Annotated in this window: 28 protein-coding genes; all 28 read right to left on the reverse strand. The window is 65.2% G+C overall.

What is annotated here, in order from left to right:
• Positions 1–34: 34 nt before the first annotated feature.
• Positions 35–406 (reverse strand): RAQPRD family integrative conjugative element protein, encoded by a 372-nt coding sequence (locus tag OX89_RS15320; RefSeq protein ID WP_047351275.1) that lies wholly within the window; start codon positions 404–406, stop codon positions 35–37.
• A 461-nt stretch (positions 407–867) separates the two neighbouring features.
• The gene (locus OX89_RS15330; protein WP_047351277.1) at positions 868–1,617 is read right to left on the reverse strand and encodes a TIGR03747 family integrating conjugative element membrane protein; all 750 of its coding nucleotides are present in this window, start codon (positions 1,615–1,617) and stop codon (positions 868–870) included.
• The gene (traD, locus tag OX89_RS15335) at positions 1,614–3,800 is read right to left on the reverse strand and encodes a type IV conjugative transfer system coupling protein TraD (RefSeq protein WP_047351278.1); all 2,187 of its coding nucleotides are present in this window, start codon (positions 3,798–3,800) and stop codon (positions 1,614–1,616) included. The genes OX89_RS15330 and traD overlap by 4 nt, the downstream gene beginning before the upstream one ends.
• Positions 3,801–3,804: 4 nt before the next feature.
• Positions 3,805–4,353 (reverse strand): integrating conjugative element protein, encoded by a 549-nt coding sequence (locus OX89_RS15340; protein ID WP_003460312.1) that lies wholly within the window; start codon positions 4,351–4,353, stop codon positions 3,805–3,807.
• Complete coding sequence (locus OX89_RS15345) at positions 4,350–4,940, reverse strand: transglycosylase SLT domain-containing protein (RefSeq protein WP_047351279.1); 591 nt, start codon at positions 4,938–4,940, stop codon at positions 4,350–4,352. Before OX89_RS15345 ends, OX89_RS15340 begins: the two co-directional genes overlap by 4 nt.
• Positions 4,922–5,647 (reverse strand): TIGR03759 family integrating conjugative element protein, encoded by a 726-nt coding sequence (locus OX89_RS15350; protein WP_047351280.1) that lies wholly within the window; start codon positions 5,645–5,647, stop codon positions 4,922–4,924. Before OX89_RS15350 ends, OX89_RS15345 begins: the two co-directional genes overlap by 19 nt.
• Positions 5,648–5,661: 14 nt before the next feature.
• Entirely contained in the window at positions 5,662–6,312 is a 651-nt protein-coding gene (locus tag OX89_RS15355; RefSeq protein ID WP_047351281.1) for a hypothetical protein, read from the reverse strand.
• Positions 6,309–6,908 carry a PilL N-terminal domain-containing protein gene (locus OX89_RS15360; RefSeq protein ID WP_047351282.1) on the reverse strand — a complete coding sequence of 200 codons (600 nt, stop codon included), beginning with the start codon at positions 6,906–6,908 and terminating at the stop codon, positions 6,309–6,311. Before OX89_RS15360 ends, OX89_RS15355 begins: the two co-directional genes overlap by 4 nt.
• 161 nt (positions 6,909–7,069) lie before the next feature.
• Positions 7,070–7,942 carry a hypothetical protein gene (locus tag OX89_RS15365; RefSeq protein WP_047351283.1) on the reverse strand — a complete coding sequence of 291 codons (873 nt, stop codon included), beginning with the start codon at positions 7,940–7,942 and terminating at the stop codon, positions 7,070–7,072.
• Positions 7,943–8,054: 112 nt separating this feature from the next.
• A complete protein-coding gene (locus OX89_RS15370) occupies positions 8,055–10,334 on the reverse strand; it encodes a helicase-related protein (protein WP_047351284.1) in 2,280 nt (759 codons plus the stop codon).
• A 100-nt stretch (positions 10,335–10,434) separates the two neighbouring features.
• Positions 10,435–11,568 carry a DUF6094 domain-containing protein gene (locus OX89_RS15375; RefSeq protein WP_255352826.1) on the reverse strand — a complete coding sequence of 378 codons (1,134 nt, stop codon included), beginning with the start codon at positions 11,566–11,568 and terminating at the stop codon, positions 10,435–10,437.
• Between the two features lie 40 nt (positions 11,569–11,608).
• Complete coding sequence (locus OX89_RS15380; RefSeq protein WP_047351286.1) at positions 11,609–12,259, reverse strand: hypothetical protein; 651 nt, start codon at positions 12,257–12,259, stop codon at positions 11,609–11,611.
• A 76-nt stretch (positions 12,260–12,335) separates the two neighbouring features.
• Positions 12,336–12,596, reverse strand: a complete 261-nt coding sequence (locus OX89_RS15385; RefSeq protein WP_003290203.1) for a hypothetical protein — start codon at positions 12,594–12,596, stop codon at positions 12,336–12,338.
• Between the two features lie 16 nt (positions 12,597–12,612).
• Positions 12,613–13,020 (reverse strand): hypothetical protein, encoded by a 408-nt coding sequence (locus OX89_RS15390; protein ID WP_003460301.1) that lies wholly within the window; start codon positions 13,018–13,020, stop codon positions 12,613–12,615.
• 96 nt (positions 13,021–13,116) lie between these two features.
• Positions 13,117–13,449: a hypothetical protein gene (locus OX89_RS15395; RefSeq protein WP_047351297.1), complete on the reverse strand. Its 333-nt coding sequence runs from the start codon at positions 13,447–13,449 to the stop codon at positions 13,117–13,119.
• Positions 13,450–13,544: 95 nt separating this feature from the next.
• A complete protein-coding gene (locus tag OX89_RS15400; RefSeq protein ID WP_047351287.1) occupies positions 13,545–14,234 on the reverse strand; it encodes a DUF3275 family protein in 690 nt (229 codons plus the stop codon).
• A 57-nt stretch (positions 14,235–14,291) separates the two neighbouring features.
• On the reverse strand, positions 14,292–15,209 hold the full coding sequence (locus OX89_RS15405) for a DUF3577 domain-containing protein (protein ID WP_047351288.1): 918 nt from the start codon (positions 15,207–15,209) through the stop codon (positions 14,292–14,294).
• A gap of 260 nt (positions 15,210–15,469) precedes the next feature.
• Positions 15,470–15,982 carry an XF1762 family protein gene (locus tag OX89_RS15410; RefSeq protein WP_047351298.1) on the reverse strand — a complete coding sequence of 171 codons (513 nt, stop codon included), beginning with the start codon at positions 15,980–15,982 and terminating at the stop codon, positions 15,470–15,472.
• A 5-nt stretch (positions 15,983–15,987) separates the two neighbouring features.
• A complete protein-coding gene (locus OX89_RS15415) occupies positions 15,988–16,830 on the reverse strand; it encodes a phosphoadenosine phosphosulfate reductase family protein (RefSeq protein ID WP_023124706.1) in 843 nt (280 codons plus the stop codon).
• 146 nt (positions 16,831–16,976) lie between these two features.
• The gene (locus OX89_RS15420; RefSeq protein WP_047351289.1) at positions 16,977–17,330 is read right to left on the reverse strand and encodes a DUF3085 domain-containing protein; all 354 of its coding nucleotides are present in this window, start codon (positions 17,328–17,330) and stop codon (positions 16,977–16,979) included.
• A gap of 143 nt (positions 17,331–17,473) precedes the next feature.
• Positions 17,474–18,286: a hypothetical protein gene (locus OX89_RS15425; protein WP_047351290.1), complete on the reverse strand. Its 813-nt coding sequence runs from the start codon at positions 18,284–18,286 to the stop codon at positions 17,474–17,476.
• 286 nt (positions 18,287–18,572) lie between these two features.
• Positions 18,573–18,851, reverse strand: coding sequence for a hypothetical protein (locus OX89_RS15430; RefSeq protein ID WP_003290191.1), 279 nt, complete (start codon positions 18,849–18,851; stop codon positions 18,573–18,575).
• Positions 18,852–18,948: 97 nt separating this feature from the next.
• On the reverse strand, positions 18,949–19,683 hold the full coding sequence (locus OX89_RS15435) for a hypothetical protein (protein WP_003290190.1): 735 nt from the start codon (positions 19,681–19,683) through the stop codon (positions 18,949–18,951).
• A 212-nt stretch (positions 19,684–19,895) separates the two neighbouring features.
• Positions 19,896–20,288, reverse strand: coding sequence for a hypothetical protein (locus OX89_RS15440; RefSeq protein WP_047351291.1), 393 nt, complete (start codon positions 20,286–20,288; stop codon positions 19,896–19,898).
• A gap of 21 nt (positions 20,289–20,309) precedes the next feature.
• The gene (locus OX89_RS15445; RefSeq protein ID WP_003290186.1) at positions 20,310–20,522 is read right to left on the reverse strand and encodes a hypothetical protein; all 213 of its coding nucleotides are present in this window, start codon (positions 20,520–20,522) and stop codon (positions 20,310–20,312) included.
• A 330-nt stretch (positions 20,523–20,852) separates the two neighbouring features.
• Complete coding sequence (locus tag OX89_RS15450) at positions 20,853–21,410, reverse strand: hypothetical protein (protein ID WP_003290183.1); 558 nt, start codon at positions 21,408–21,410, stop codon at positions 20,853–20,855.
• 247 nt (positions 21,411–21,657) lie between these two features.
• Positions 21,658–23,259: a DNA cytosine methyltransferase gene (locus OX89_RS15455; protein ID WP_047351292.1), complete on the reverse strand. Its 1,602-nt coding sequence runs from the start codon at positions 23,257–23,259 to the stop codon at positions 21,658–21,660.
• 536 nt (positions 23,260–23,795) lie between these two features.
• The gene (locus tag OX89_RS15460; RefSeq protein WP_047351293.1) at positions 23,796–25,808 is read right to left on the reverse strand and encodes a DNA topoisomerase III; all 2,013 of its coding nucleotides are present in this window, start codon (positions 25,806–25,808) and stop codon (positions 23,796–23,798) included.
• Between the last annotated feature and the right edge of the window lie 169 nt (positions 25,809–25,977).

Raw genomic sequence — 25,977 nt, forward strand, 5'->3', positions numbered from 1 at the left:
CAAGTCGCTTCATTGCGCTTGACTTCGAAGACGGTTACTCAGTCGTCGGCAGCGATGGCGGGGCGGCCCGCTCGGTGCGGTAGTCGCCGGCCAGTTCGGCGGGGTCGCGCGGCTGAGCACGCGAAGGAAAGAGGTGCGCCTGGATGCCGGCGCGTACGCGCGCTAGGTCAGCCAGCAGCCGCGGGTAATCGAAGTGGTAGCGCTCGCCCGGCTGGACGGGAGCATGCGCGGCGCTGTCGGCGACGGTGCGCTCCAGCGCGTCGAGTTGGCGCAGCGCCGCGACCAATTCCTGGCGCTGCGCGGGGGGCTCGGCCAACGCCATCGGGGACTGGCCCAGCAGGAGGGCCGTCACGAGAAAAGTGGGCACGCCGCGATGCGCGGCACGCAACCAGGTTGAAGCCACCATCGCGCCATTCCTGTGTGATCAGCAATGGCTCGATCGTGGAGATCAGGGCTGCTTTAGGCCGCAAACAATAGGAACCCGCGGATGACCGGATTTATGGGAGATATAGACTCCCCGATCGGGAAGTGACTCACTCAATACTCGCAAGCCCTATGTTCCTTCTGACGCTCACAGCACTCGCAGTCTTGGCGCTATTCGCGCCAACGTATTTCTGGCTCCTGTCCGAGCGGTGCTACTACTGGCGACATCCGATCGCATGGGTCTTTGACGATGCGATGGTGCAAGGCATCGAGATGCCTACGGAGGTCCTTCTTTCTCCACTGCCCAACAGCGACTTTTCTTGGCAAGGACAAAGGCGCCAGGCAGAGCAGCTACGCTTGCACTACCGGGTTCGTAAACTGAGTGGGCGCCAGCGCAGTGCGTTGATGTAATTCATGCTGACGCCGTTGGCAGACCCGAAGGGGTTACAGGTACTTCTTGAAACTGCCTGCGGTCAGGCTCACGGCCAGTCCCAGCAAGGCGGCGCTCGGCAGCAGGATCACCAGCGGATGCACCGAGATCGGCAGCGCCAGGTACGTGACCCAGGGCAGCACAGCCAGCGGCATCAGGCTGGCTTTCGCGCGGTGGTAGATGAAGCCCGATTCCCGGCCCGCACCGAAGCGCCGCACGTCCCTCCGCACTAGGCCGTCGATCAGGCCGACGAACGCCGCAGTGAAGATCAGCGGCAACGTGAGCACCAGGACCAGCAGGCGCACAAGGAAGGTCAGCGTCGTGAAGGCTGCGGCGATCAGGTAGCTCTCGGTCCAGACATAGGCCTGGCTGATGTAGTAGCGAAAGTTGCGTGCCTGCCCGTGGCTGGGTGCACGGGCGCGCTCGGCGGTCTGGCTCATGCGCTCCAGCAAGCCCGAGCGCACGAACACCCATTCGTATCCGGTATCCACCAGCTCGTGCGCCGTGCGCCCCGGTTCCTGCACGACCACGCTGCGCGTGAAGTGGTTGGACAGGTGCCCCAACTCGTACTGCAACATCTGCTGGGAGTGTCGCCAGCCCTCGTCCTTCCAGAACAGGTGCATTCCGACGCACTCCACGACAATGGAGAACAGCAGCGAGCCGATCAGCACCCCCAGCAGCCGGAACGGCAAGGTGATGGTGCCGACGATCAGGCCTTGGCGCTGGTTCTGCTCCCGCTGCGCGGTCGAGGCGGCATCCTTCATGGCGAGGCCTCATTGCCGGCGCTGTCGTCGGTGACCACCGGGCCAGGTTCGGCCGCAGCGGCATCATCCAGCAGGTCGTCGGGCAAGGCCCCGTCCTGCAACGCCGGGGAACTGGTGAACGCCCACCACTGCGTGGCCTCGCTGTAGCTCTGGCGCATGTAGCCCGCCAGTTGTTGCAGATCCTGCGGCATGACCTCATCGGGGTCCGGTGCCGGCAGCGGCATGCGAGCCTTCCAAAGCTGGCCGCCCTGCAACAATGCGAAACACTGGCCCTTGGGTAAGGCGACGACGTGCGACGGCTCGATCATCGGCACGCTGGACATGCTGATGCGGTCCTGAGTGTTGGACGTGAAATCCGTCGCCCCGCGAATGTCCGAGCTGTCGGTCGCGCCGCTGACGATGGTGGTCGTATAGACCTCGACCTTCGGTAGTTGCCGGGTCAGCAGTTCAGCGGTCGCGGTCTCGCGCACGCGCAGCATGAACAGGTTGTTGAAGTTGCCGATGACCTGACCGGCCTTGGCGCGGTTGCCAATGCGGGCCTCAATGTCCGAGAGGGTCTGCGTGTACGCGGTGACTTGCAGCCCGGCGCCACCACCTTTGTTGATCAGCGGAATGAACTCGTCGCCCATCAACTCGTTGAACTCATCGGCATGGACGTTGATCGGCACGCGCGTGCCAGCCGATGCGCCCGGCAGGCCGTCATCGATCCCGTGCTTGTAGATATGGCCTGCCACCGAAACGAGATCGCTGAACATCGAGTTGCCGACCGCTGCGGCGACCTCGGCATCGGATAGCGCGTCCAGGCCCACATAGACGACTGCGCGCTTTCGGATGACCTGCATCCAATCGAAGATCGGGCGGGGGTCGGCCAGGTCGGAATAGTTCGGGGCCAGGAGCTGCGCGATCTTGCCGCTCGTGAGCTTTTCCAGCAGAGGCAAGAGGCTGGCGACGATCTTGTCGAAATACGTCTTGTCGTACCGCACGGCAGAGCGCAAACCGTCCAGCACAGGGTCGTAGTTGCGGGCTTGTGACAGGTACTGCTCCAGCGCCACCACGCGCTTCTCGCGCCCAATCATGTTGCGCGGGATGTTCTTCTCGTTGAGCTTGGCCTCGATCTGGACGATCACCTCCCAGGCTTTGGGCTCGGTCTTGGCGAAGTAGTGCTGGGCGTACTCGATGAACAGCGCGTCGATGTTGATGACATGCCGCTGGATCAGCATGTAGTCCGGACGCTGCCCCAGTTCCACCAAGGCGCGGGCGATGATGTTGACGAAGCGCCAGGCAAATTCCCTGAAAGCCGCCGAGTTGCCTTCACCGGAGAGTTGCCCTGCAATGCGGGTCGCCACCTCGCTGATACGTCCAAAGCGCCCCACGGCGTTGTAGCGGGCGGAAATGTCCGGCCAGCCCAAATGGAAGACATAGAACTCGCCCTCGCGGCCCGCGCGTTGCGCCTCGACGTACATCCGCTTCAGCAGATCGGCATCCCCTTTGGGGTCGATGACGATCACGACCTCGTGCTCTCCCGCCGCGTTCTTTCGCCGGATGTCCTGGGTCACGAACAGTTCGGCCAGCCGCGTCTTGCCCACGCGGGTTGTCCCCAAGACCAATGAGTGCCCGACGCGCTCGCCGAGCGGCAGGCTGACGTCCACCTCCTCGGGTTCGATGCCGTGCAGCCGAGGCAGTCCGCCCACGGGCGGCAGCGGGCGCACTGGGTTGAAAGGCACGTCCCAGCCGGTGAGTTTCGGCAGCCGGGAAAGCGGGAACCGCGCGAACTCCAGCCGTTCCTCCAGGCGCCGCGTCAGTCGGTAGGCCGGCGTCGGCTCGACGTAGCGCCGAAACTCCGGCCGGTATGTCTGCATGAGCCTATGGGTGTGTTTCTGCTCCCACAAAAAGCCGCGCCCCACAAACAGACGTTGCTGGCTGACCGGCACGTCCTTGCTGGTCATCACGTAGCGCGGCAGGCGGCGGATGTTGCGCCGGTAGCGCAGGATGACGCGGGCATCGCGGTAGCGGATCGCGCCATAGGCCCCGAACGCCAACGCGCTGCCGACACCCATGGCGGGGCTCAGCGCGAGCGACCACGGGGCCACCAGGGACAGAAACGCGGCGCCCGCACACGCCGCGACGGTATATAGCTCCACCGCTGGGCGAAGCAGCACCTCGACCGGCTGTTTCCCCGACATGGCTTCATTGCTCGATGCCGGTGGCCGTGATCAGCGCCGGGTAGTGCCGCAGGCCCAAGCGCTCGGCCAAGTCGTCACCGGACACGGGCGCGAGGGGGACGCCGGGTGCCAGTGCGCGCAGCCGCTCCAGGCCCTGGACGGTCTCGACGTTGACCACCAGACCGACCGCGCCGCGCTCGCGCAATGAGGCTGCATGGCGGCGCAACCAGGCCTGGGAAGCCTCGTCGTCGCCCACGACCACAAAGGGACGCAGGCCCGGCGCCTCGATCACCCGCCGCGCGACGGTGCCGGACGTGAGCTTGGCGCTACGCACCGGCAGCATCGCGGCCTCGTCCGCCGGTGTGGCAGGGATCTGAGGCGCCGGGACGGGCGACCGGGCCGGAGCGTTGGCGCGCGGCTGAAGGTTCAGGGCTTCGTAGTACGGCAGCGCCGACGTGCCGCCACGGTCTTCGACCACGATCAGCGGCTCGCCGGCACGCGAGGCCAGCGGCAGACCAGCCAGCAGCACGAGCAGGCCTTTCGCCGCGAGATGGGCTAGATGGGATTTCGTCATGGGGAGGTCTCCTGGCGCGCGGCGAGGACCGCGGCGGTTGGGTGCGTGCCCTGCACGCGCGCGAGGTGGCGGGACACGCTGCGGCGATAGCGGGCAGCGGGCTCACCGCCCGCCGGACGGTGGTAGCGGCCGATCGCCAGCAACCAGTCCTCACCGGCGGTGTGCTGCTCCTTCAGAATCTCGGCAGCGATGGCGAGGTTGCGGTACGGGTCGAGCAAGTCGCACGCGCTGGCGTAACGCTGCTGTTGGTAGCCGAGGTTGATCTGGCCCAGGCCCACGTCGATGCGCGTGTGCGGCGTGGAGCGCATCGCCTGCTGCAAACCGGCGCAGGCGTCGGCGCGGGTCGCGTAGCGGCGCGACTGGCTGGCGACGTTGAGGGACCAAGGCCACGGGACGATGCGTCCGTTACGCCGGATGCCGCTCTCCTGCAAGGCCACGGCGTAGAGCACCGTCGAGGGAATGCCCGCGCGCTGGGCGGCAAGCTGGTAGGCCGGTGGCGGAACCTCCTGCGCCTGGGCGGCGCAGGCGCAGAGGCCAGCACCGAGCACCAGAGCGCGCAACGGCGCCGTCAGGGTTGGCGCTGCCATTGGCCGTTCACTTCGCGCACGACCGCAGGCAAATCGCCGGGCAGGCCCAGCGACAGCCAGCGGCCGCCGTCGTGGTTGAGCGTGATGCTGCCGCTACGCACCCGTGCCGCGTCGATCTGTGCGCGCTTGGCCCAGTCGCGGATGCGCGCGTCGTCCTGGCGGCTGCCGACCATGTACAGGTCGAACTCGGTACCCGAGGATTGCAGGCGCCGCACGAGCTGTCCGCAGGCCACGCAGCCGTCCTTGACGAACACTGCCATGCGGCCGCTGCCGCGCACTGCGCCGGCGCTGGGCTTGTCGTCAGGCAGGTTCACCCGCTGCATGTCGGGGTTCAGGCGCTGCCAGGCTTCGTCATAGGCACGTTGATAGGCAAGCAGCTTCTCGACGCGGCGCGCTTCGATTTGCACCTGCAGTTCTGCGTAGCGCCGCCGTTCCTCGTCGGTGCGGGCCTCGATACCCAGGGCGGACAGCGGGTCCAGGTTGGGCGAGTAGATGCCTAGCGGCCCGTCCATCAACTCGCGATAGCGCGCCCATTCCTGCGGTTGCAGGCCCCACCCGCTTGCTACCTGGTCGCCCGGGGTTCGGGTGACCAGCGGACGCTCCTGGCTCTGCGCATTGCGGGCCGGGGCGGTGGCCGGCTGCTGCGCCCAGGCGGGCAACTGGGCGGATGCCAGCAGGAGCGCGGAAAGGATGATCGACGGCTTCATGTGGTGTGCTCCGGTCAGGGAATCGCCACGCGACGGGTCTGGTCGCCGGCCTGGAACACGGCGGTGTTGCCCTCAATCGCCTGTAAGCGCCACGGGCCGAGCGCATCACCTGGCAGCAGCACCTGAAGCTGGTCGGGCGTGAAGTCCGCGCTGCTCGGCGCGACGGACACGCTGCGCTGGCCAGCGCGCAATTCGGCGCCGACGACGCGGAACGGAAGCGGCGGCGGTTCGGGCTTGGCCGCGGCCTTGCCCGATGCGCGCGGCTGGGCGGGTGCGGCGGCGCGCGGAACGGGCGCAGCGGTCTGGCGCGCCTTGATCTGCTCGACCTCCGCGCGCAGCGCCTGAAGGTCGTCGGCAGCGGCATAGCCGCTCAGCGTTTTCTCAAGCTGGGCAGCGCGCGCTTCCAGGACTTGGCGGGTGTCTTTGAGGTCTGCCGCCGTTGCGACGGCGGGACGCTGCTGGATGGCCTCGATGGTCTCGACCAGGCCCGCCGCCCGCGCTTCCAGGCGTTGCAGGCGGGAATCGAGGCGTTCCTGGTCGGCCTGGTCGTTCATGGTCTGGTAGCCCAAGGCTACGAAGACACTGATGCCGATCAGCCAGAGCCACAGAAGGCTCTGCACCACCACGGCGGCGGCCGGGCGCCGGGCAGACTGCGGCGCGTTCATGGCTGGCCTCCCGAAAACGAAGGTTCCAGCGGGAGCGTCTGCACCGCCTCAGCGGCGGGTCGCACGGATGCGGGTTCGATGGCCACGCTGTCGCCGGGCCGCTCGAAGCAAATCTGCCGTGCGCGATCATCCGCATGCAGTTCCCAGGCCGGGCCAGCCAGTGTGAGCAGCGCATCGCGCAAGGTCATGGGGCCGAGGTGCAGGTGCGCCGCCGGCAGCGGCAGCGCGTACAGCTCGATCACCGCATGCACCGTCTGGCACAGGCTGTAACCGCTGCGCTTGAGTACATGCCGCAGCCCATCGCCGACGGTGGCGCGGGCATCTTCGGGCATGGACACGTCGATGGTCTGCAACAGCAGGTCCCGCTGCGCCGCCGTGGGTGCCAGCTCGACAAGCGTGTAGCGACCATAGCGCACGACGGGGATGTACTCGGGCGCCTCGGGTTCGGGCGCGGCCGAGACTTCCTCGATGGCATCAGGCGCGGGCGGCGCAGTCGTCGTCGCGCAGCCGCCAGCCAGCACCGACCAGAGTAGGCCGAGTACTCCCGCCAGCAGGCGGCGTTCGGGATGGTGAAACCAAAGTGGAGAGGGGCACATAAGCTCGGCATCCTGAAACATCGAGCCCTCACCATCGCCGCTAAGGCCGGGTGCAGCAGCAAACAATGCGAACTACGCTGCGCCCGATTTGCCGGCCGCACCCCGCTCAAAGAAAAGGCCCCCGAAGGGGCCAGTGAGAACGTAGGTCAGACTGCACCGAATCAATCCCGAGCCACCTGCTTCAGACCAGGATCGACCTGCGCCAATTGGATATGCGCCCAACAGCGGATGAATTGGCCGTTCTCGCCGATTGGCCGAATCTCCATTGCTGACGAATACCCGCCCAAGTCGCTGGCATCGAAACAGACGACTTTGATCTGGCCGGCGTCGCAGCGGATAGATTGGATCTGGTGATCGGTCATATCGACCGCGACGACCTGCGGGACAAGGCCCAATTCGCGGGCGGCCGACAGGATGGGGCCATATTCGGCAGCGTCGAAGCAGACGAACGGCCCTTCGTACCGGGCTTCTTCGGCCAAGTCTTTGGCCTTGTCGTAGTGGATACCCAGGTCGTATTCCTCCTGGGTGATCCTGACTTTGAAGACCGGCACGTCAGGGCTGCCGGAGGCATTGGCGCAGGCGACCGCGACTTGCATCTCGATCTCGCTGCCGTCGGCAGGTTCGGTCGAGGGGATGACGGCTTGGCCCGAGGGGGCTTCGTCAGCCATCCCCATGCGCTCGCGCATTTCATCGGCGAATGCCTGGGGGGCCATCAGGCCATAGCGCGCCAGGCGCACAGGAATGTCCTCTGCGCCAAGGTTGCCGTCCTCGATGCGCTGTTGCATGAAGGTGGCGATCTCGGCTTCCAGTGTTTCGCGGTCAGCCGCCGAGGGCACCTTAGATACATCGATCGACCAGGTATCCACTTCCGCGGCGGTATCGCCGGTCAGCAGACCCTCGCCGACGGCGCGTTCGCACATGCATTGCAGCCGTGCCAGCATTTCCAGCGCGGCCTCACCGTTGAGCAGATAGGTCACGTCCAGCGTCAGGCGAGCATTGACGGTTTCGGGCGTGGCTTGGGTATGGGTGTTCATGGAACTCTCCTTGGGATGAAAAAAGCGCAACCAAGTCCACGGATACCGTGGGCGTGGCTGCAAGGTGGGAACAACGAAAGCCGGCGGCGCTAGGCCGGCGTTGGCGTGGGGATCAGGCGGCGACAAGTTGCCGGGCCAGTGCGACCTCGACGGAATCACCGTCCTGGTTGAGCACATCCAGCCCCGATTCGGGTACATCGCCCGAAGTGGACTGCGAGACCATGATCTTCTTGGCCATCAGTTCAAGGCAGGTCATCTGCGAGGAACCGGCGTAGCCGAGGTAGATCACGCGCACGGACTCTTTCTGCCCAATGCGCCACGAGCGGCGGGCCGCCTGTTGAAGCGAGTACACGTTGTAGCCCGACTGCATGAACACGATCGTCGGAAACTCCAACAGGTCCAGTCCCGTCTTGACCAGCTCGGGGTTGGTGATGAGCACATCGATGCCACGGTCCAGTTGCTCGGCGATCCAGTCCTCGCGACGGCTGGCATCCACGCTTGCGCGCAGTACCGCCACTCGAAAACCTTCCTGCTCCAGCAGCACCTTCAAGCGCGATGTGGTGTCGCGCGTGCCGGTATAGACCGTGTAGGCTAGAACCTTGCGGCCCTGGGCCTTCTCCTCTTTGCAGATGTCGATCAGTTCGCGCTCTTTCGGCGTCACCTCGAACTCGTTGAACTGAGCGGGGACGAACGCCAAGGTGTTGCGCGTGCGCGGATGCACCACGGTCTCTGACCTGAAGCAGCAATCCGGCCAGGCCAGCAGCACGTTGAGCACCACACCCAGCAGTGTCGTGTCGCGTCGCGCCAGAGCCTGTTTCAGCTCCGCGGTCAGCCGACCCGCCAGGTCACGGTAGGCCGCGGCTTGCGCCACGTCCATCTGGACTTCACGAAACTCCTCGTCATACGGCGGCAGGACGTTGCCACCGATGTCCTTGAGCTTGAGGAAAATCGTGAACGGCAGGATGCACCGCAAGACCCCTTTCGGCCCGAAGCCGGGAGCCTTGACCGTGCGCACCGATACCTTGGTGCCCCTGGCCGTCTTGTGCGCCGTGCCGGCGCTTTCGGAGTAAATGTCCTTGAGGACCCCGTGGTCCCTCATGAACGCCATCGCGGCCGAGGTCATGCTCCCGCTCGTGGTCGGGCGGTAGCCGTCTTCGATCATCCGCCCAGGCAAGGCGCGGAACAGCAGATAGAAAAGATCGTCCCCGTATCCGCCCATCAGCGTGCCGGTCAGCAGCAAGGTCTTGCGAGCCTTCGCCGCCAGCACGCCCATGGCCTGGCCCTGGGCGCTACCGCCGTTCTTGTACTCGTGCGCCTCGTCGGCGATGAGCAGGTCGAACGTGCCTTGTGGCAGGTAGCGCTTGATGAACTCGGACGGCTGGTAGCCACCCTCACCGAATCCAAACTCCATGTTGGCCATCGCACGTTCCATGCGCGTGGCCTGACGATCGGAAAAAACCAGCTCGCCGTTGCCATCCATGAGGTTGATGAACTCGTGGATGTTGTCGCCCAGCATCGACGCCAGGAACCCGTCGCCGAACTTCTGCATCAGCTTCTGCGCGGTGACTTCCCCGATGGTCGGGATGCGCTTGAGGGCTTTCAGCACTGCCGAGGACTGGTCGCTGCCGGACAGGCTGCGCGGGCGGATCAGCGTCCACAGGGGCGCGGCGCAATGGCTGCACTTCCTGCGGTATTCCTCGGCTTGGAGCGCGACCGGGTTGACCGGCTCGCCGTCGAGGTCGGTGATGACCGTACCGCAGTCAGGGCACGCTGCCACGTCGCCATGGCGAGTGCGCCGCGTGGTGAAGACAGGCTTCCAGTGGAATCCCATCCGCATCCTGACGCGCCCCAGGACAAAGAACTCCTGGCCCGTGGGCTGCACACCCATCTGCTCGCGCAGCTTGATGAGCTTGACCAGCGTGTCCGGGCCGTTGAGCACCCAGACCTTGGCGCCTGCCACCGTCTCCTGAATCTCGCGCCGCCACTTGTAAACCAGGTGCGGTGGCGAAAGAACTAAGGTTCGGCGGTAGCCTTCGGCGTTGAGGACGGCGGCCGTGGCGATGCCGACGGTCGTCTTGCCGCAGCCCATTTCGCCATTGACGATCGCGGCGCGCTCGCCACGGTCGATCAGCAGCTCGGCGGCGGCATGGACGACTTCGGCCTGGGCCTGGAACAGCTTGCGCTTGAGGCTGGCGACGATGAGTTGCCGGTGCGCCTGCGGCTCGCCGGAATAGACCGGCGGGTTGGCGCTGTTGAGGGCGTCGAGCAGTTCGTCGCCGAACTCACCGACGAAATCCTGAAGGCTCAGGGTCAGTGGGGAAGATTCCGCGTCGAGCAGTTCGCCCTGTACGGACGTGGCTTCGGCGGTGGTGGTTTCGAGATCGAGGGACATGGTGATGCTCCAAAGAAAATGGGGCATGCACCACCCCCCGACGGGGCGATGGCATGCCCCGTGGTGGGAAAAAAGACGGCGAACCGTCGGTGAAAAGCGATCAGCGGATGGTCAACACCTCGCCCCGCGTAGCGGAGCTAGGCGTCATGTCCCACGCGCGGATGACAGGCACGAACTTGTCGGTGAGGATGCGGGTCTCGGCGATGGAGCCGTCTTCGCGTTCGGTGAATTCCCGCTGGAGCGTCTTGTCCTTGTGGGTGTCACCTTTGACGACGAGCACGCGCCCGGTCTTGGAGCGCACAACCCCCGAGATCGCGCCCGCGGCCAGGGCCAGGGCGAGATGCCAGTGGGACAAGGCACGCGCCGGTGGACGCAGCGATTGCTGCGCGGCCCCCAGGTGCGTGTCCAGCGACGGCCAGAGGCCTTGCAGCCGACCGACCTCATCGGCGAACTGCTCCGGCTCCATCGTCACGCGGAAGAAATGCTCCGGCTCGGCCGGACTGGCGGGGACGATGTACGGCAGGAACGGCCAATCGCTCGGCAGTTCCTCGGCTTCGACTTCGCCAAGCCCAACCTGCAGCAGCAGATTGCGCACGGCCTTGACGCCATCGGGTGCCTGCTCGCGCTGACGCACCCTGCGACCGAAGATCACCACCTGCTTGAACTGCGTTTCCACCGCTCGGTAGATCCGCAGGTCGGTGTAGTGGCGCGTCAGCCAGCCGACCAGCTCCGCGTCGAGCACGTAGCCGGGGACGATGAAGACCAGCACGCCGCCGTACTGCAACAGCGACAGGCTGCGCTGATAGAACAGTTTTTCGAGGCGGGCACGACCCTGGCCCTGATAGCCGATGTTGCCGTTGACGTCCTTGGACAGGTCGCCATACGGCGGGTTGAGCCAGAGCAGTCCGAACGACTGCTTGGAGACCATCGTGTCCATCAGGTCCGCGTGCAGGCAGTGATCGACCAGGCCACGGGCATGGCGTGCCCGCTCCGCGTCGAACTCAACGGCGAACGCCTTGGCCTGCTCGCGCCCGAGGGCGTGGGCGGCTTCGGCGATCGCTACGCCTTCGCCGGCGCAGGGATCGAGGATGCACATCGGCCCGTCGCTGGGCATCAGTGCGTTGAGGGCTCTTTCGAGCGTGGGTTCATCAGTCGGGAAATACCCGTTCTTCACGAAATTGCGGGCAAGCCGCGGGAACATGAGGGCCATGGAAGTCTCCTGGTTGGCGGGGATGAAAGACGGAAGCACACCAAGGCGTGCCTCCGAGGGTGGGTCAGGCCGCTACCACTTCCGGCGTCCAGATCTTGGCCGGGTATGGATAGGCGGTGAGCACGTCACTGCGGATCAGGGAGCCCAGCGCCAGGGTCAGCGTCGGCACGTCGATGGCGAGCCGATGGCCTTCCAGCGGCCCGAGGGCGAACGGAAGGCGGCCCAGCATCTCGCGGCGTTGCAGCAGTTCCAGCACGGTCTCGCGCCAGTGGTCGAGCAGCGGCAACGGGCACGTGTCCCGCACCAGCGTCCACATGCGGTCAAGCCGGTGGGCGTTGCCGCGTGGCAGCAGTGCGAGCGCGCTGGCGTTGGCCTTGTCGGGCTTCACGCAGCGACGATCGAACAGCCACACGTTGGAGAGCGATCCGAACAGCGTTCGTCGGTAGGCGCGAGTCATGCGCTTTTCCAGACGATCGACGTTGCCGATGAACACCGGCACGCTGCCGCCCTGGTCGGTGATGACGTGGAACTGGTCCAGTCCCTGCTCGTCGCGCCCGAGGGTCAGGCGAGCGAGGAACTGCTGGACGGCGGTGTCCCGCGCCCAGATCGAGAGGAAGACGAGGTTGCCCTGGTCATCGCCGACGCAAGCGTCGGCCATCACGTCGGGGCATTCGTCGATGCGGTAAAGCGTGGTGGAAGAAGTGTCTGCGGGCATGGTGGTGTCCTCGGATGAATGGGAACAGCACCGCCCGCTGGGGCAAGTACTGCCCCAAGGGGTGGAAGAAAACCGCTCAGTCCGGCTCGAACTGCCGGGTGTGCGGGTTGAAGTGAAGTGCCTCGTCCACCGCGGTAATCGGCGTGAAGCCGTCCAGGTAGATGTTGTTGAGGTACTGGTCGCGGTAGGTCAGTGCCCGCCGCGCCTGATCCTCGGTGAGGCCGTCGCTGATGAAGTACGCCAGCATTTCCTCGTCGGAAGAAACTTCGTCGTTGGACAGACTCCCTTCGACGAGCTTCAACAACGCGGGCGGGAGCGCAGCCAGGATCGGGTCCATGTCGGTTCCTCCTGGCTCAGACCAACAGCGCTGCGGCGGGTGCCGTGGAAGCCGTCGGTGTGCGCCGCCGCGCGTGGTGGGCGCGAACGCCTGCACGCCATTCGGCGGACTGCTCCGGTGCGAGATCCAGATAGGACAGCGGGCACGAGTAGTAGTACGGGTGCATGGACTCTTCCAGTGGCTTGTAACCCCACTGGCTTCCGCCGCGTTCAAGCAGATCGCAGCGGATGTAGCGCAGGGATTGACCCGGTGCGAGATCACGATGCACGCCTTCGACCTTGGCCGTCACTTCCGCGACGGACCAGAGGACGTTGCCACGCAGCGCGTGGGCGATGACCTTGACGCTGGCGCGCTCGGTCTCTTGCGGTGCGATCAGTTCCGCGATCAGTTCAGATCGCGATTGGGGGGAGAAATACCAGCCCATGAAAGGCCTCCTGAAAAGTGGAGCCGGAGGCCTCCCCGCGGGGGAGAACCCCCAGCGGGTGATGGAATGCCGCGTTAGCAGCGATGAAGTCGCGTGTCAGTACTCAAGATCACCGCAACCGGCCGGGCAGCAATCCCGATCGATGCCGTGCATGCAAATGCCGTTTTCGGCATTCCAGTCCTGAGTCTCCTGCCTTTCGGCGGGTGTTGCGTAGTCCCCGTATTCCTCTGCTATCTGCAGCGCATATGTCTGCTGATGCTCGGGTAACCGATGTACTTGCGCGTCAACTTCTGAACTGAATAGTTCCACGTACCAGTCGTGAGACTGTCCGCAGCCATGGATGGCTTGCTTGGCAGCCGTCTCGCAGACAGCCCGCCACGCGGTTTCATCCAGTGCGGAACGGTGTGTATCTGAAGCGATGTTGGACATGATGGAGACCTCCAAAGAAAAGGCCGAGGTCTCCCCCGCATGGGGAAAGAACCCCGGCGGGTGGATGAAGAACACCGCGGATGCGGCGTCTGCGATCACGCAGGTTGCAGTTCGGCCTGGCGGCTCCACTCCTGCGTCTTGAAGTCCAGCGCGTAGCCCAGTTCGCCCAGGCGGGCGATCTGCTCACGCAGGGCGCGACGGTCGATGGTCGAATCCAGTTTCACGGATTCACCCAGCGGCCACAGGATGCCGAACAACGCGGCGTCGCCACCCTCGGTACTGCCGGGAGTAGCAACCGCAGCGGGCGTTGGCGCATCCACTCCGAAGGGCGTGGTATCGACCAATGGGTCCGCCGATGCCTGCACGGGTGCGGGCTTTGCGGGCTTGGACGCTTTGACGGGCTTGGTCGGCGTTGCCGCAGGCTGCGCCCCTTGCTCTTCATCGAGCGGATCGACTTCCTGGGTGGCGAAGCTGCGGGCCTCGTCGCGGCTTAGTTTGTCGATGCCATTGAGCGTCATGCCATCGAGGTTGGCGCGGACTTCAAAGCGCGCGCCGCCCGCGACCGGATAGGACTTCGCGAAGATGTAGCGGATGACGAATTCCCCGTCGTACTTGCCTTCGGGGTACTGCTCCAACTCCGCGTCTTTGACTGCGAACTCGCCGATGGGAGTGGAAAGGCGACCGACCGTGAACGGGCCGTTTTTGCCGCGGATGGTCCGCAACGTGAGCTGGCCCGGGACGACGATGGGTAGGACTGATCTCGTAGGTGCCGATGTGGCTGCCATGATGGTTCTCCTTGGGAAATAGGAAAAAGGCAAGGCCCCGTGAGGGGCCATGCCGGATCAGAACGAAGCAGCCAGTTCCGGCTCCTGCTCCTCGGCTTCACCTTCCGGCTCGCGCTCGGCGGGTTCGGCAGATTGGTCGGCAGCGATTTCGGCGGCAACCTCGGCTTCGGGCGCGGGTGCGTCCTCGGCCTGCGGCGCCTCGGCTTGCGCCTGGCTCGTCGGATAGACCTGGGTGCCGTCGATCTTGATGAGACCGATGTGGACCAGCGTCGATTCAAGGCTCGCTCCCGGTTCCCCGGCGCGCTCGCCTTTGGTGCGGATGTACGGATCGATCTTCATGTCGTTCAGACGGAAGGCGATCAGCACCTTGCGGTCCCCTTCGATGGCCTGCACGCACCGGCGAACCAGGTGCTCGGCTTCAGGGGTAGCGACGATGGTGTCGAAGTACCGATATTCCGGTTCACCGACAGGCCCGGCCAGCGCCGCGACGCTGCACGACAGGAACGGATCGCCATCCTTGCGGGTGACGTCCTTCGGACGGCTGAGGTAGCCGATGCCGCGGGTGATCAGCTCGTGCTGCTTGATCGAAGCCAGTTCGGCCCGGTCGAGCGGCTCGGCCTTGAGCAGTCGCGCCTTGAGGGACGCGGCGGCCTGGCCCTTGTGCTCACCCTTGTCGCGGATGTACGCATCGCCCCACAGGTCGCCGAGGCGAAAGCGCACCAGCGGGCGCTGCTTGGGATCGTCAACGCCGATGTAGCGCTGGACCAGTTTCTTGGCCTCGGCACCCGAGACCTTGACGTCGACGTAGCGGTAACTGGGGTCCTTGGCGGAACCGACCAGTGCGGCGATGGTGCATGCCAAGAAGGGCTGCGCACGGCGGCCGCCCCGGACGGGAACCTCGCGGGCACGTTGGACATAGCCGATGCCCGAGGTGTGGAGGTCGAAATATGATTTCTCGTTGGAAGTGGTGTTCATGGTGAATCTCCATTGGAAGAAGCGGAGACACACCAGGCCCACGCATGCGGGGAAGGTGCGTAACCCCGCGGTGGGTTGATAAGGCGAAAGCATCCGCCACCATCACTGGTGGCCGCTCGCGGACGGATGCGGTGCGAGCTGGCTCGGTCACGCAGTGGGAACTGCGCCGCAACCTCGATGACCGATGGTTGCCTGGCATGTCGCTGACAACGTCAGCAGCATGGGATCAGCATGGCCGGGACTCGCCCGCGCGGCAGCAATCAATCGGCATCCTGGCGCTTCCCTTTGTCCACGGCGCCCGGTGCCTGCCACAGGCACTTGGGACCGCGCAGGTGGTCGGGGGTGTCGGCGCGGGGGCGGCTGGGGCGGCTCCAGGCGCCGCCGCCGCGCGTGCCGACCAGCCGCCAGCCGGCGGCGCGCAGGCTGGCACCGCCTTCCTCTGGCAAGGTATAGGTGATCAGCCGCGTGTAGCCGAGGGCCTTGGCCACCTTCCAGGCGGCGCCATAGAGCTTGCTGCAAGCGTTCGGTGCGCCGTTGGTGCAGAGCCTGGTGACTTCGAGGGTCCAGCCGTCGTCCAGATGGCGGGCGACGGGGCGGCCGACGATGGCCACACCGCAGATGTCGTCGCTGCCGCACAGCGTGACCGCCAGGGCGAACTTCGCCCCTTGAACCTGCCGGTGGTGGCGGTGGTGCTCCTGGACGAAGGCATTTGCACAGCGTAAGGACACCGGGAACAGTTGCAGCAGCGATGGTGAGTTCGGTTGCCTGCACATGCGCATCAGTCGCCGCAGAAGCAGGCAATGGCTTCCTCGGCGCCATCGAACAGATCGCCTTGGTCGGCAGCGAAGCGCGCCAGATCGGCATAGCTGGGGCCATCGGCGCGGAACCGGGCGCCGCTGGGCTTGCTCGCCAGGTTCAGGGATTCCATGCGAATCCACCACACGGCGGCCTCGGGCCGGGCCTTGATAAGGGCCAGGCGCTGCCCACGCGGCTTGAGGAAACACAGGTCGCAGTTGCCTTCGAGCGTGCGTCCGTTCACCGTCAGCAGGTCGAGGTCGAACGGCTGTGCCTGCCAGAACGCGCTCACGTCGCGCACTGTGACGCCGGCATCCGCCAGCGGCATGCACATGGTCTCGTGGGTCGATTCGGTGGAGTGGCCGCGCGCACGAATCTTGGAGACGCGTCGCTGCTCATCGGCGCGGATGCCGATCATCTGGTCCCAGTCCGTCCATCCCAGATGCCGCAGGAAGCGGTGCATCGGGCGAATCTTCAGGCTGGTCGTGCAGCCCCGCGCAACGGGATTGGGCAGGTACTGGCGTTTGCGGATCAGCGCCTCGAACGGCTCGCCCTGGCGGCTGGCCCGATCGAAGTCGATCAGAGCGAAGCCCGGTTCCATGGGCACGTATTCGAGCCAGCGGATCGGCACCTGCCAGTGCTCGGCGCAATCGCGCACAAAGCGCAAGGTCGCTTCGACTTCCTTGCCCGTGTTGGCGAAGCAGACCACGGTATCGGCAGGCAGGCCGCCATTGGTCTGCAGCACGCGCCAGAGCATGTAGGCGCTCGTGCGCCCGCCGCTGAAGCTGATGCAGGTGGGCTGGGTGATCTTGAACGGGTCGTGCATGCGTCGTCTCCAGTGGCATGCCGGCGGGCTGGCCGGCGAGGCAGGCCTTGGCGGCCGGAGACGAGCGCGCACGCGGGGACATAGCCGCTGTGCGGAGGAAAGAAAGCCCCCGGGGAACCGGGGGCTGAGCAGGACGTGCTGCTGCTTTAAACGGGAGGCACGACCTCCAACGACAAGTGGGTGGCGGTGGCCGACAGCATCAGATCGTCCGCTGTGTGCAAGATGCGGGTGAATACGCCGTCCTTCGGGTCGAAGTACTCGGCGAAGTCGTCGCCGCCCAGCTCGCGTTGGGCGAGGAACCACCAGTCATCGAACGGATCGGTATCCGGGTCGCAGCCGACTGCATAGGCCAGCAACTTCTGGCGTCCGTCCGGGCGGCGTTCCTCGCGCTCGGCGAGGATGTACACGCCTTGGTCCTTGACGAGGACGGCTCGGCACTGGTTGGCGATCGCTTCGGTCAACACAGGGCGCAGGTCGGCGCCCTTGAATCGCAGTGACATGGTTGAAATCTCCTGTACGGATTAGAGAAAAGGCTCTCCACCGAATGGATGGAGAGCCTGTGCGGCACTTGGCCGGATGGACTGAACCGCCGTGGCGGGAACCTTGGGTCAGCCGTGGAGTTGCCTGGCTTCGTTTCGAGGCGTCATGCCGGCACCGCTTGGCGCTGCCGGGGAGCCTTGGTGTCGATCACGCTCACGTCGATCAGGCGCCAGCGACCATCGTCGATGAGCCGCTCCAACACTGCGCCAAGCATGTCGAAATACACCTCGTCGTACCGATCGACCAATTCGCCATCGCGGTGAAGTTCCACCACGTAGGCGTCGCCGCCGCGGTCGTACAGCACCGTGACGCGACCCTTGAACTTCGCGGTCGAGGTCGTGAAGCTGATCGCCGGAGGCGTCTCGATGATCTTGGATGGCTTGGGATCGACCCAGGTGAAATCCCGTGCACCTGCATCGACCAGCATGTGGGTGATCCGCCGGAAGCCATCGGGCGCCGGCATTTCCTCCAGTTGTTCGATGAGCTGGCCCAGTTCCATGCACTGCGGCTTGGGGATGGGCAGCTTGGCGGGCGCGGAGCCAAGGATGTGCGTCTTGACGGTGTAGGGAATGCCGTCGGACGTCATCTCCGTGCGCTCTTCCGGGGTGTCCGCGCGCAGGCCGTCGAAACGGCGCCGTGCGTAGGGTTGGACACGCACCTTGGCGCCTTCGCTGGGAACAGAGGTCACAAGGTTGGGATCGAGCACGGCGAACTCGGATGGCTTGAGCTTGACGACGATGGCATCGTCAGTCGCCGCGACCACCTTGCCGTCGAAGGGCTGGGGATCGATGGCGAAGCCCAGCGTCGAGGACTGCGGCTGATCATCGAACACGCGGTACTTGAACGACCGCACGTTGCGGGGCACATGGCCTGCGACAAGCGAAGGCATCAAGGATTTGATGAGGGAACGGTCCATGGGAATCTCCTTGAGGAAGGACAAGGGATTCCCGCCCGCAAGGGAGAGATCCCTTGTGGGTGGCGTGGATGGACGCGGAACGTCCGATAAGAAAAAAGACCAGCACGGTTTCCCGCACTTGCAGCCTTGAAGGTCTCGGCTGTCTGGGCATGTGTCGGCAACGCCGACGAACATGGGGCAAGGATGGCCTCGGAATGGGCGGCTCACCCGCATGAAACGGCACCGCGCCGCACCCGGTTTCCTGCGCTGCGGGCAAGAAAAAGCCCCTCGAAAGGGGCTGGATGGATCAGGCTTCGTACACGAAATAGTGTTCGCGCTGACGTGGAAAGAACACGTGCTTCCACGTGTCGCCGCTGGTGTTGCCACCGTCGAAGACGACCATTTCGTAGTCGTCAATGTCGCTGTCCACCAGGTCGGCGCTGGCGATATGGCGCATGTGTAGCATGCCTCTCGTGCGCTCGAATACCAGGATCTGGCCGATGGCGTCGTCCTGGCTCATGGCGTTGACGCAGGCTCCGAGCTGGTGCTCGAAGTCGGGTGCATGCGAGATGAGGTCGGGGAACATGAGGTTGCTCCTATGAAAATGGATCAGCCCAGCTCCGGGTGGGAGACGGGCTGACATGGGGGAGAACAAAGAGGCAGAATGGTGCGTGGCGCGACTGCTAGGACTCGGCCAGCGGCAAGCCCAGTAGCGCGGGCGCATCAGCGTCGAGGATGAGAATGCGCACATCGGCCTGGCCAGCCAGTTCAAGGATGTTCGCCAGGTCGTCCGGCATGCCCTTGTTCCGGTGCTCTTGTCGAAGCTGCTCCGCGCCGATGCCCTCGGCATGCTCCAGGTTCTGGTCCGTCCAGGGCGTGGAAATCAGCTTGACGCCGATCGCCGGGCTGTACGGAACCCGGAAGGCGATGAACAGAAAGGCCTCCGGCGTGGCGAGGTCTGCCAGGTTGGCGAGGTACTGGCCGGTTTTCCGGCTGATGTGCGCGCTGCTGATTTCCCAGCATCGGCTGTAATAGCCGGTCTCGAAACTCAACCGCTGCACCACGTCTCGCGCGGCTTCGGCCGAATAGGTGTCACCGACGTGGATCGGGCGGCCGTCGAAGTCGTCGCCATGAATGGCATAGACCACGGCACCAACTACGCCTTCGCTGACGCCTTCAACAGCATTGCATTCGGCCATCAGTTCGGCGCTGACAGGTTCAGTGCCATTCCTGACCACCGCGAACTCGCTGGTGACGATGCAGGGGGAAGAAACCAGTTCCTCATCGGAGAGGTGCTGTTGGCTCACGTGGATGGTTCGCCAGACATGCGGGCTTCCGTCCTCGTAGCTGATGGACAGCGTGCGGACGATTTTCAGATTCCAGTAGCCGCGGACAAAGGGATTGGGATTTTGGGACATGGGATTTCTCCAGATTGAATAATGGAGCCAATCCCCGCCACCGGGAATTGGACCCCGGTGGGTTGAAAGTGAGAAAAGCGTCAGGCAGCACTGATTGATGGCCTTGGGCCAATCAGCGCTGGGTACGGAAGGAAAATCGAGGGACATGGCCGCGTAGGCGCATGTCCCTCACGGGCAGTGAACGAAGAGGCGGAGATGTGCCGGAAACCGGCTCACCAGCCGTTGTAGTTCACCAGGAGGTCGGCGATGACCTTGCGGCGTTGCAGATCGAGACCGTCGAAGTCCGACAGTCCGTTGAAGTGGCAGCGCTTGAGCATGGCACCGCCCTCGCGCGCGTTGTAGAAGCTGACCATGGCGGACAGGAACATGCGTTCGCCGCTGCTCAGGACGCCGAGGGCATCGTTGAGCTGCATCATGTTGGGACGCAGATCCCACTTGCTCTTGGCCTGGTTCAGACCTTCACGGGTGCCGTCACCGAACCATTCGGGGCCAGCGATCTCGACACCGCGCTTCCAGGCCTCGAAGAAGGCTTGGGGCGCGGCAGCGAAATGCTGTTCTTCCCTCATGATCTGATCGACGACTTCCCGCGGCAGTAGCTGATTCATGACGTGATTCCTCCAGTTGGATCAGGGAATGGCGAGCTGGGACCAGCCGCCTCTTTCGAGGGCACGTTGAGCCGCGGCATAGCTGCGGAAGTACTCGCGGGATTCCCGCGAAACGGGGCCTTCGGTATCGCGCGTGCCGATGTAGTGACCGGCGGCGCTTTGCAGGACTTCGAGCGGCAGGAACTTGCCGCAGTAGGTCAGGGCCAGTTGGCCGAAAGAGGCTTGCTGGGACATGGACGGGCTCCTTGGAAAAGCGGGGCCTCGTCCCTCACGGGATGGCAGCTCCCGCACGCGGTTGATAAAAAGCATCGACGTCACGGGGACGCGCGTCCGCAGACTTGATGCGATGCGGACTGGTGGGCAACGCGGGAGAGACCCGCGGCAGCCTGGAACCCTGGCTGCAGGCATGTGCTGACGAATCAGCGAACATGCGGACAGCTTCGTGCGCGGGCCGTGCCGCGTCAGTTGGAAAACGGCATCCGGCCCAGCCCCGATTGATGGGCGCCGGAAAAAAGAAGCCCCGCATCGAGTGCGGGGCTGTCAGGAGGGGGCGTCGGCGCTGGGTCAGGAGGGCTTGTCGCCCAGGACATGCTGCTTCCACAGGTCAAATGCCTGCTCGGGCGGAAGCTCGGCGAGAATGACGATGGGTTGGGCCTGTCGGGCGCGCAGCGAAGCGAAGTACGCTTTGCGGTCGGCGATGGCCTTGAGCTTGATGCCCTTGATGAACAGCAGTTTGCCGTCCTTGATGAACAGCACCTTGTTGCCGATGTCGCGGTTGAACGCGGCTCGCACCTTGCGCTCGGCGTGCATGGCATCGGCCAGTTCATCGATCAGGAAGTCGAGCGTCATGTCGATGTAATGAGGGTCTTCACCCTCGTGGCCGAGGTCGAGCGGTGCAGGCGGCAGGCCCTTGGCGAAGGCTTCGGCCTGCGCCAGCAGCGCCGCCTTGCCATTGAGCGCGTGGAGGAACGTCGAGCCGCCGTGGCCGTCGTTGCGGGCCTCGGCGATGGGAGTGCCGTCGAACACGACGGTGGCGCTGAAGCACATCGTTTCCTCGCTGGCGAAGTCGGCCACCTTGAGGTTCTTCAGCGTGATGCGGTCTTGCTTGGTGATGTTATCCATGGGAAGTCCTGAAATCGACCGGGTGGCGACATGCCCCCGACGGGACGTGGCGGCCATCCCGTGGGTTGAAAAAAAAAAGGAGGCATCGATGCCCCGGTGGGCAGCGTTCGCCGGTGAGATGCCGAGGCGAACTGGTGGGTGGCGCGGGTAGAACCCACGGCAGCCTGGACACCCCGGCTGCTGGCTGCTGCCGACACGTCGGCAATGCAGGAGGAAGAATGGCGTAGCCCGCTGGCGACGTCGTGCATCAATCCGGAGCTGTCGATCCCGTCTTGTGCAGGCACTGCACCAGCCGCTGGCCAAGCCACGCAACGCACGGCACCGCCATGGAATTGCCGATTGCCTTGTAGCGCGGGGCGTCTGCGGCGGGCTTGCCGCGATAGAGGACCAACGTGTAGTCGTCGGGCATGCCTTGCAGCCGCTCGCATTCCACGGGCATTAGCCGCCGCACCCGCCAGTGCGCCCAATCTCCGGGGCCGGGGTCATTCCAGTCGTACCGGAAATGCGCCTCGAAGTCGTGTGCCAGCACATGGGGCTTGTCAGCGCCGCCGCCGCTGGTGCGCAGTGCGTCCGATACGCCGCCGCCCAGTTCTGCGGTAAGACCCTGCTGCCGTCCCCGCAGGGCAACGCAGGCCACCATCGGCACGCCATAGCCCGGCTTGCCGTTGGAAAGGACGGTGCAAGCTACCTGCCCATGGCCCGACTCGAAACGCACTTCGCCGCGGTTGTTCTGCGCGAAGGCGATGGCGGGCACGACACCGGCGTTCGCATGGCTGTTGCGGTGCCCACCTGCACGCAGCGTCGGAGCCCGATCCATCGTGGCATCCGCGCCGCTGCCCTGCGCGGTGAAAGCGATGATCGGCACACCCTTACCCGTACCGTCTTCGCTGCTGCCCTTGCCGCCGTTGGCAGTGTCGAGGGTGTGGGCGATGCTGCCGGCGATCGACTGCACCATGAACGTCTCCGTGCGGATGTCGTGCTTGGGGCCTGCGGCCATGAGACATGCCGCCACATCGACGGGACCGGTGCCGCCACTGAATCCGAAGGTCGTCGTGACCGTGCCGTAGGGCTGCTTCAGTCCTGCGTATCCGCCTGCTGCTTCAGCACCCGATCCAGCAGCACGGGCAGCTTCTTGCCACGGCGCGCTGCCCGCAGAAGAATCCCCGAGCAGGCCTGTGCGCTCAAAAAGTACTTCGACGGGATCGAGGCCATCTCCACCACTTGCCACAAGAAACACACGCTTGCGGCGTTGGGCGACACCGAAATATTGAGCGTCGAGCACGCGCCAGGCGATGCGGCGCCGGGGTCCAGACACACAACCTGCGTGCGCCCATTTTTCCCCTGGCGGTTGGAGCGCACAGCCTTCTCCGGCCAGTGCGCCCAGGAAATGCCCGAAGGCATTGCTGCGGTCGTTGAGGACGCCGGGGACGTTTTCCCAGACGAGGGTTGCCGGCGGGCGGCGGTCTTGGTGGCGGGTTTGGTCGATGGCATTTGCAAGCTCCACATAGGCAAGGGTCAAGGCGCCGCGCGGGTCATTCAGTCCCTGGCGCGCGCCGGCTACGCTGAACGACTGGCACGGTGTGCCGCCGACCAGGATGTCGGGCGCCGGCACGGTGCCGGCGCGCACCTGGCGGGCGATCGCAGTCATGTCGCCCAGGTTGGGCACGTGGGGGTAACGATGGGCGAGCACAGCGCTCGGGAACGGCTCGATCTCAGCGAACCACGCAGCTTCGAGGCCGAGGGGTTGCCAGGCGAGGCTCACGGCCTCGATGCCGCTGCACACGCTGCCGTATAGCAGCGGCGCGTTGCGCGGCCTGCCGCGTGTTGGGGGGCAAGGATGGGGGTTCATGTCGGGTCTCCTGTTCGTGTGGCCCAGGGCCGTTGGGCGGGGGGCCGGGACGTTGATGGGCAGGAGAAAGGCGCCGAAGGCCCTGCGGCCTTCGGCTCGGGAGGAAAGAGGAACCACCCGTGGGCTGATTGGCAGGCCCGGTCGTCGCTAAAACCGTCTGCTGTCAGCAATCACACCCGGCCCATGTCGTGGCTGGGGCCGGCATCGTCTGGCGCACATCCGCGCACAAAGGGAGCCCGTTTTTGCGCCGGCGGGCACCGGCACCGAATACCGCTGACCACGAAGGGTCTCCGGGTGGCTCGTGCAGTTCGACAAGCCATCGGGAGACCCTTCGCAGTGGGCGGAAGAAATGCAGATCAGCAGAACGCGCGGGATGCGGTTCGCGGAGAAGCTACCTTCAGGTCCCGTGGCCGGAGCGGCCAGGCGGGACGCGCACACGGATCAAGAAGGCGTTGCGCGCTGGGCGTCCCGCAGGGCGTGCGGGACAAGGGCCACGCCGCCGATGGCGGGCACGGCTCACGGGGAACGGGGTCGGGTCAGGAACCTTTGCGGCCGCTGCGGCGCGGGCGCGAGGCACCGCGCTTGGACGTGCCGGATTCGACCGGCAGCGTGCCTTTGCAGTCGGGGTAACGACTGCACGACCAAAACGGGCCGCTCTTGCCGCTGCGCTGACGCGTGGGTGCGCCGCACTGCGGGCATGCCGGCCCTTGGGGAATCTTGATGGACAGGGACGCGCTGCCGTACTGCGCGATCAACTGCGAAATCCATGCAGCCTGCTTTCCGATGAATACGTCCAGCGTGAGCTGTCCGGCTTCGATCATGTCGAGCGCCTGTTCCCAGACGGCGGTAGTGCCAGGGTCGGCGATCGCCGCGGGCACGGCGTCGATCAGGGTGAAAGCAGCATCGGATGCGCGGATGGCACGCCCCTTCTTCACGATATAGCCGCGTGCGATCAGGCCGCTGATGATGTTGGCTCGCGTCGCCTCGGTCCCAATGCCGACCGTATCCTTGAGCTTCTGCTTCAGGCGCGGGTCTGTCACCAGCTTGGCGACTCCCTTCATGGATTTGACAAGTTCGCCCTGCGTGTACGGCCTGGGTGGCAGCGTCTTGAGCGCCTTCAGATCGACGTTGGCCACCTGGCATGTCAGGCCCTCGCGCAGCGCGGGAAGTACCTGGCTGCGCGCGGCAGCGTCGCCGTCCTCGTCGGGCTGAGGCTCGGTCAGTACCAGACGCCAGCCCTTCACCACGACCTGCTTGCCCGTGGCCGCCAGTTTCTGCTGGCCGCAGGCTAGGTTCGCCACAGTGCGATCGAACTCGTGGTGAGGGAGGAACTGCGCAAGGTAATGCGCCCGGATCAGCCGGTACACGGCCAACTCCTTCTCGCTCATGGCCGAGAGGTTCGCCGGTTCGAGCGTCGGGATGATGCCGTGGTGCGCTGTTACCTTGCCGTCGTTCCATGCACGCGAGCGCTGGGAGCGATCGAGCTGGTCCATGATCGGGCGCAGCGAGGGATCGGTCTTGAGCAGACTGTCGAGAACCGTAGGCACCTCGGCGAACATGCTTTCGGGCAGGTAACCGGAATCCGAGCGCGGGTACGTCGTGGCTTTGTGCGTCTCGTACAGAGCCTGGGCGATCTCCAAGGTTTCCTGCACGTCCAGCCCGAGCTGCTTTGAACACACTTCCTGCAAGGTGCCCAGGTCGAACGGCAGCGGCGGGCCTTCGCGCACGCGCTCGGTCTCAACCGACACTACGTGGGCGCTGCGCGCAGCGCGGATCTGCTGCATGGCCTGCTCTGCGACCGGCTGCTGCAGGCAGCGGCCTGCGTCGTCGGTGCAGGCATCGGGTGGAACCCAGTGCGCGGAGAAAGCCTGGACACCTGCGGACAGGGAAACGTCGATGGCCCAGTACGGCACGGACACGAAGGCCGCGATTTCGCGGTCGCGGTCCACCACGAGCTTGAGCGTCGGGGTCTGCACGCGGCCGACCGACAGCACGCCGTCGTAGCCCGCTTGTCGCCCCAGTACTGTGAACAACCGGCTGAGGTTCATGCCAACGAGCCAGTCAGCCCTCGATCGCGCCAGCGCCGAGTAGTACATCGGCAGCGTCTCGACCGATGGCCTGAGCTTGCCCAGCGCGGCGCGGATGGATGCATCGTTGAGTGCCGATAACCACAGCCGCTCGATGGGGCCACGGTAGCCGCACAGTTCGATGATCTCGCGGGCGATCAACTCGCCTTCGCGGTCGGCATCGGTGGCGATGACAAGCTGGGTCGCCTTCGCCAGAAGCGCCTTGACGACCTTGAATTGCGTGGCGGTCTTCGGTTTGACCTCGACCCGCCAATGCTGGGGAATGATGGGCAACTGTTCGATGGACCAGCGCTTCAACTGCTCGTCGTAGGCTTCGGGCGCAGCGGCTTCTACGAGATGGCCGATGCACCAGGTGACGGTGACGCCGGAACCGTTGAGACAGCCTTCACCGCGCTGGGTGGCGCCGAGAATCCGGCCAATGTCTTTGCCCTGGGAGGGCTTCTCGCACAAGAACAGCCGCATATCCGTTCATCCGATTCCCATGGTTCATGGAGTTGCTGGGATCGAGGATGCCGAGCACCACCGGGGGCAGCAGCAAACAAGCGGCACGCGGCGGCGACCGCTTTCACGGGATGGAAGGGCTTGTGCGGGAATGGCGAGTGGCCGGAGGTATGCGGTTCGGGAGCGGCGA

The organism is Diaphorobacter sp. J5-51 (assembly GCF_001023515.1).
Classification (GTDB): Bacteria; Pseudomonadota; Gammaproteobacteria; order Burkholderiales; family Burkholderiaceae_C; genus Diaphorobacter; species Diaphorobacter nitroreducens.

Coding starts and splice junctions, on each gene's coding strand:
- traD (WP_047351278.1), bottom strand. CDS start 3,800: ATGTCGGGGAAACAGCCGGTCGAGGTGCTGCTTCGCCCAGCGGTGGAG.
- OX89_RS15370 (WP_047351284.1), bottom strand. CDS start 10,334: ATGTCCCTCGATCTCGAAACCACCACCGCCGAAGCCACGTCCGTACAG.
- OX89_RS15450 (WP_003290183.1), bottom strand. CDS start 21,410: ATGGATAACATCACCAAGCAAGACCGCATCACGCTGAAGAACCTCAAG.
- OX89_RS15390 (WP_003460301.1), bottom strand. CDS start 13,020: ATGGGCTGGTATTTCTCCCCCCAATCGCGATCTGAACTGATCGCGGAA.
- OX89_RS15330 (WP_047351277.1), bottom strand. CDS start 1,617: ATGAAGGATGCCGCCTCGACCGCGCAGCGGGAGCAGAACCAGCGCCAA.
- OX89_RS15445 (WP_003290186.1), bottom strand. CDS start 20,522: ATGTCCCAGCAAGCCTCTTTCGGCCAACTGGCCCTGACCTACTGCGGC.
- OX89_RS15425 (WP_047351290.1), bottom strand. CDS start 18,286: ATGGACCGTTCCCTCATCAAATCCTTGATGCCTTCGCTTGTCGCAGGC.
- OX89_RS15430 (WP_003290191.1), bottom strand. CDS start 18,851: ATGTTCCCCGACCTCATCTCGCATGCACCCGACTTCGAGCACCAGCTC.
- OX89_RS15355 (WP_047351281.1), bottom strand. CDS start 6,312: ATGAACGCGCCGCAGTCTGCCCGGCGCCCGGCCGCCGCCGTGGTGGTG.
- OX89_RS15400 (WP_047351287.1), bottom strand. CDS start 14,234: ATGGCAGCCACATCGGCACCTACGAGATCAGTCCTACCCATCGTCGTC.
- OX89_RS15365 (WP_047351283.1), bottom strand. CDS start 7,942: ATGAACACCCATACCCAAGCCACGCCCGAAACCGTCAATGCTCGCCTG.
- OX89_RS15460 (WP_047351293.1), bottom strand. CDS start 25,808: ATGCGGCTGTTCTTGTGCGAGAAGCCCTCCCAGGGCAAAGACATTGGC.
- OX89_RS15385 (WP_003290203.1), bottom strand. CDS start 12,596: ATGGACCCGATCCTGGCTGCGCTCCCGCCCGCGTTGTTGAAGCTCGTC.
- OX89_RS15360 (WP_047351282.1), bottom strand. CDS start 6,908: ATGTGCCCCTCTCCACTTTGGTTTCACCATCCCGAACGCCGCCTGCTG.
- OX89_RS15345 (WP_047351279.1), bottom strand. CDS start 4,940: ATGGCAGCGCCAACCCTGACGGCGCCGTTGCGCGCTCTGGTGCTCGGT.
- OX89_RS15415 (WP_023124706.1), bottom strand. CDS start 16,830: ATGCACGACCCGTTCAAGATCACCCAGCCCACCTGCATCAGCTTCAGC.
- OX89_RS15405 (WP_047351288.1), bottom strand. CDS start 15,209: ATGAACACCACTTCCAACGAGAAATCATATTTCGACCTCCACACCTCG.
- OX89_RS15380 (WP_047351286.1), bottom strand. CDS start 12,259: ATGCCCGCAGACACTTCTTCCACCACGCTTTACCGCATCGACGAATGC.
- OX89_RS15350 (WP_047351280.1), bottom strand. CDS start 5,647: ATGAAGCCGTCGATCATCCTTTCCGCGCTCCTGCTGGCATCCGCCCAG.
- OX89_RS15435 (WP_003290190.1), bottom strand. CDS start 19,683: ATGTCCCAAAATCCCAATCCCTTTGTCCGCGGCTACTGGAATCTGAAA.
- OX89_RS15420 (WP_047351289.1), bottom strand. CDS start 17,330: ATGTCACTGCGATTCAAGGGCGCCGACCTGCGCCCTGTGTTGACCGAA.
- OX89_RS15320 (WP_047351275.1), bottom strand. CDS start 406: ATGGTGGCTTCAACCTGGTTGCGTGCCGCGCATCGCGGCGTGCCCACT.
- OX89_RS15395 (WP_047351297.1), bottom strand. CDS start 13,449: ATGTCCAACATCGCTTCAGATACACACCGTTCCGCACTGGATGAAACC.
- OX89_RS15340 (WP_003460312.1), bottom strand. CDS start 4,353: ATGACGAAATCCCATCTAGCCCATCTCGCGGCGAAAGGCCTGCTCGTG.
- OX89_RS15455 (WP_047351292.1), bottom strand. CDS start 23,259: ATGAACCCCCATCCTTGCCCCCCAACACGCGGCAGGCCGCGCAACGCG.
- OX89_RS15410 (WP_047351298.1), bottom strand. CDS start 15,982: ATGTGCAGGCAACCGAACTCACCATCGCTGCTGCAACTGTTCCCGGTG.
- OX89_RS15440 (WP_047351291.1), bottom strand. CDS start 20,288: ATGAATCAGCTACTGCCGCGGGAAGTCGTCGATCAGATCATGAGGGAA.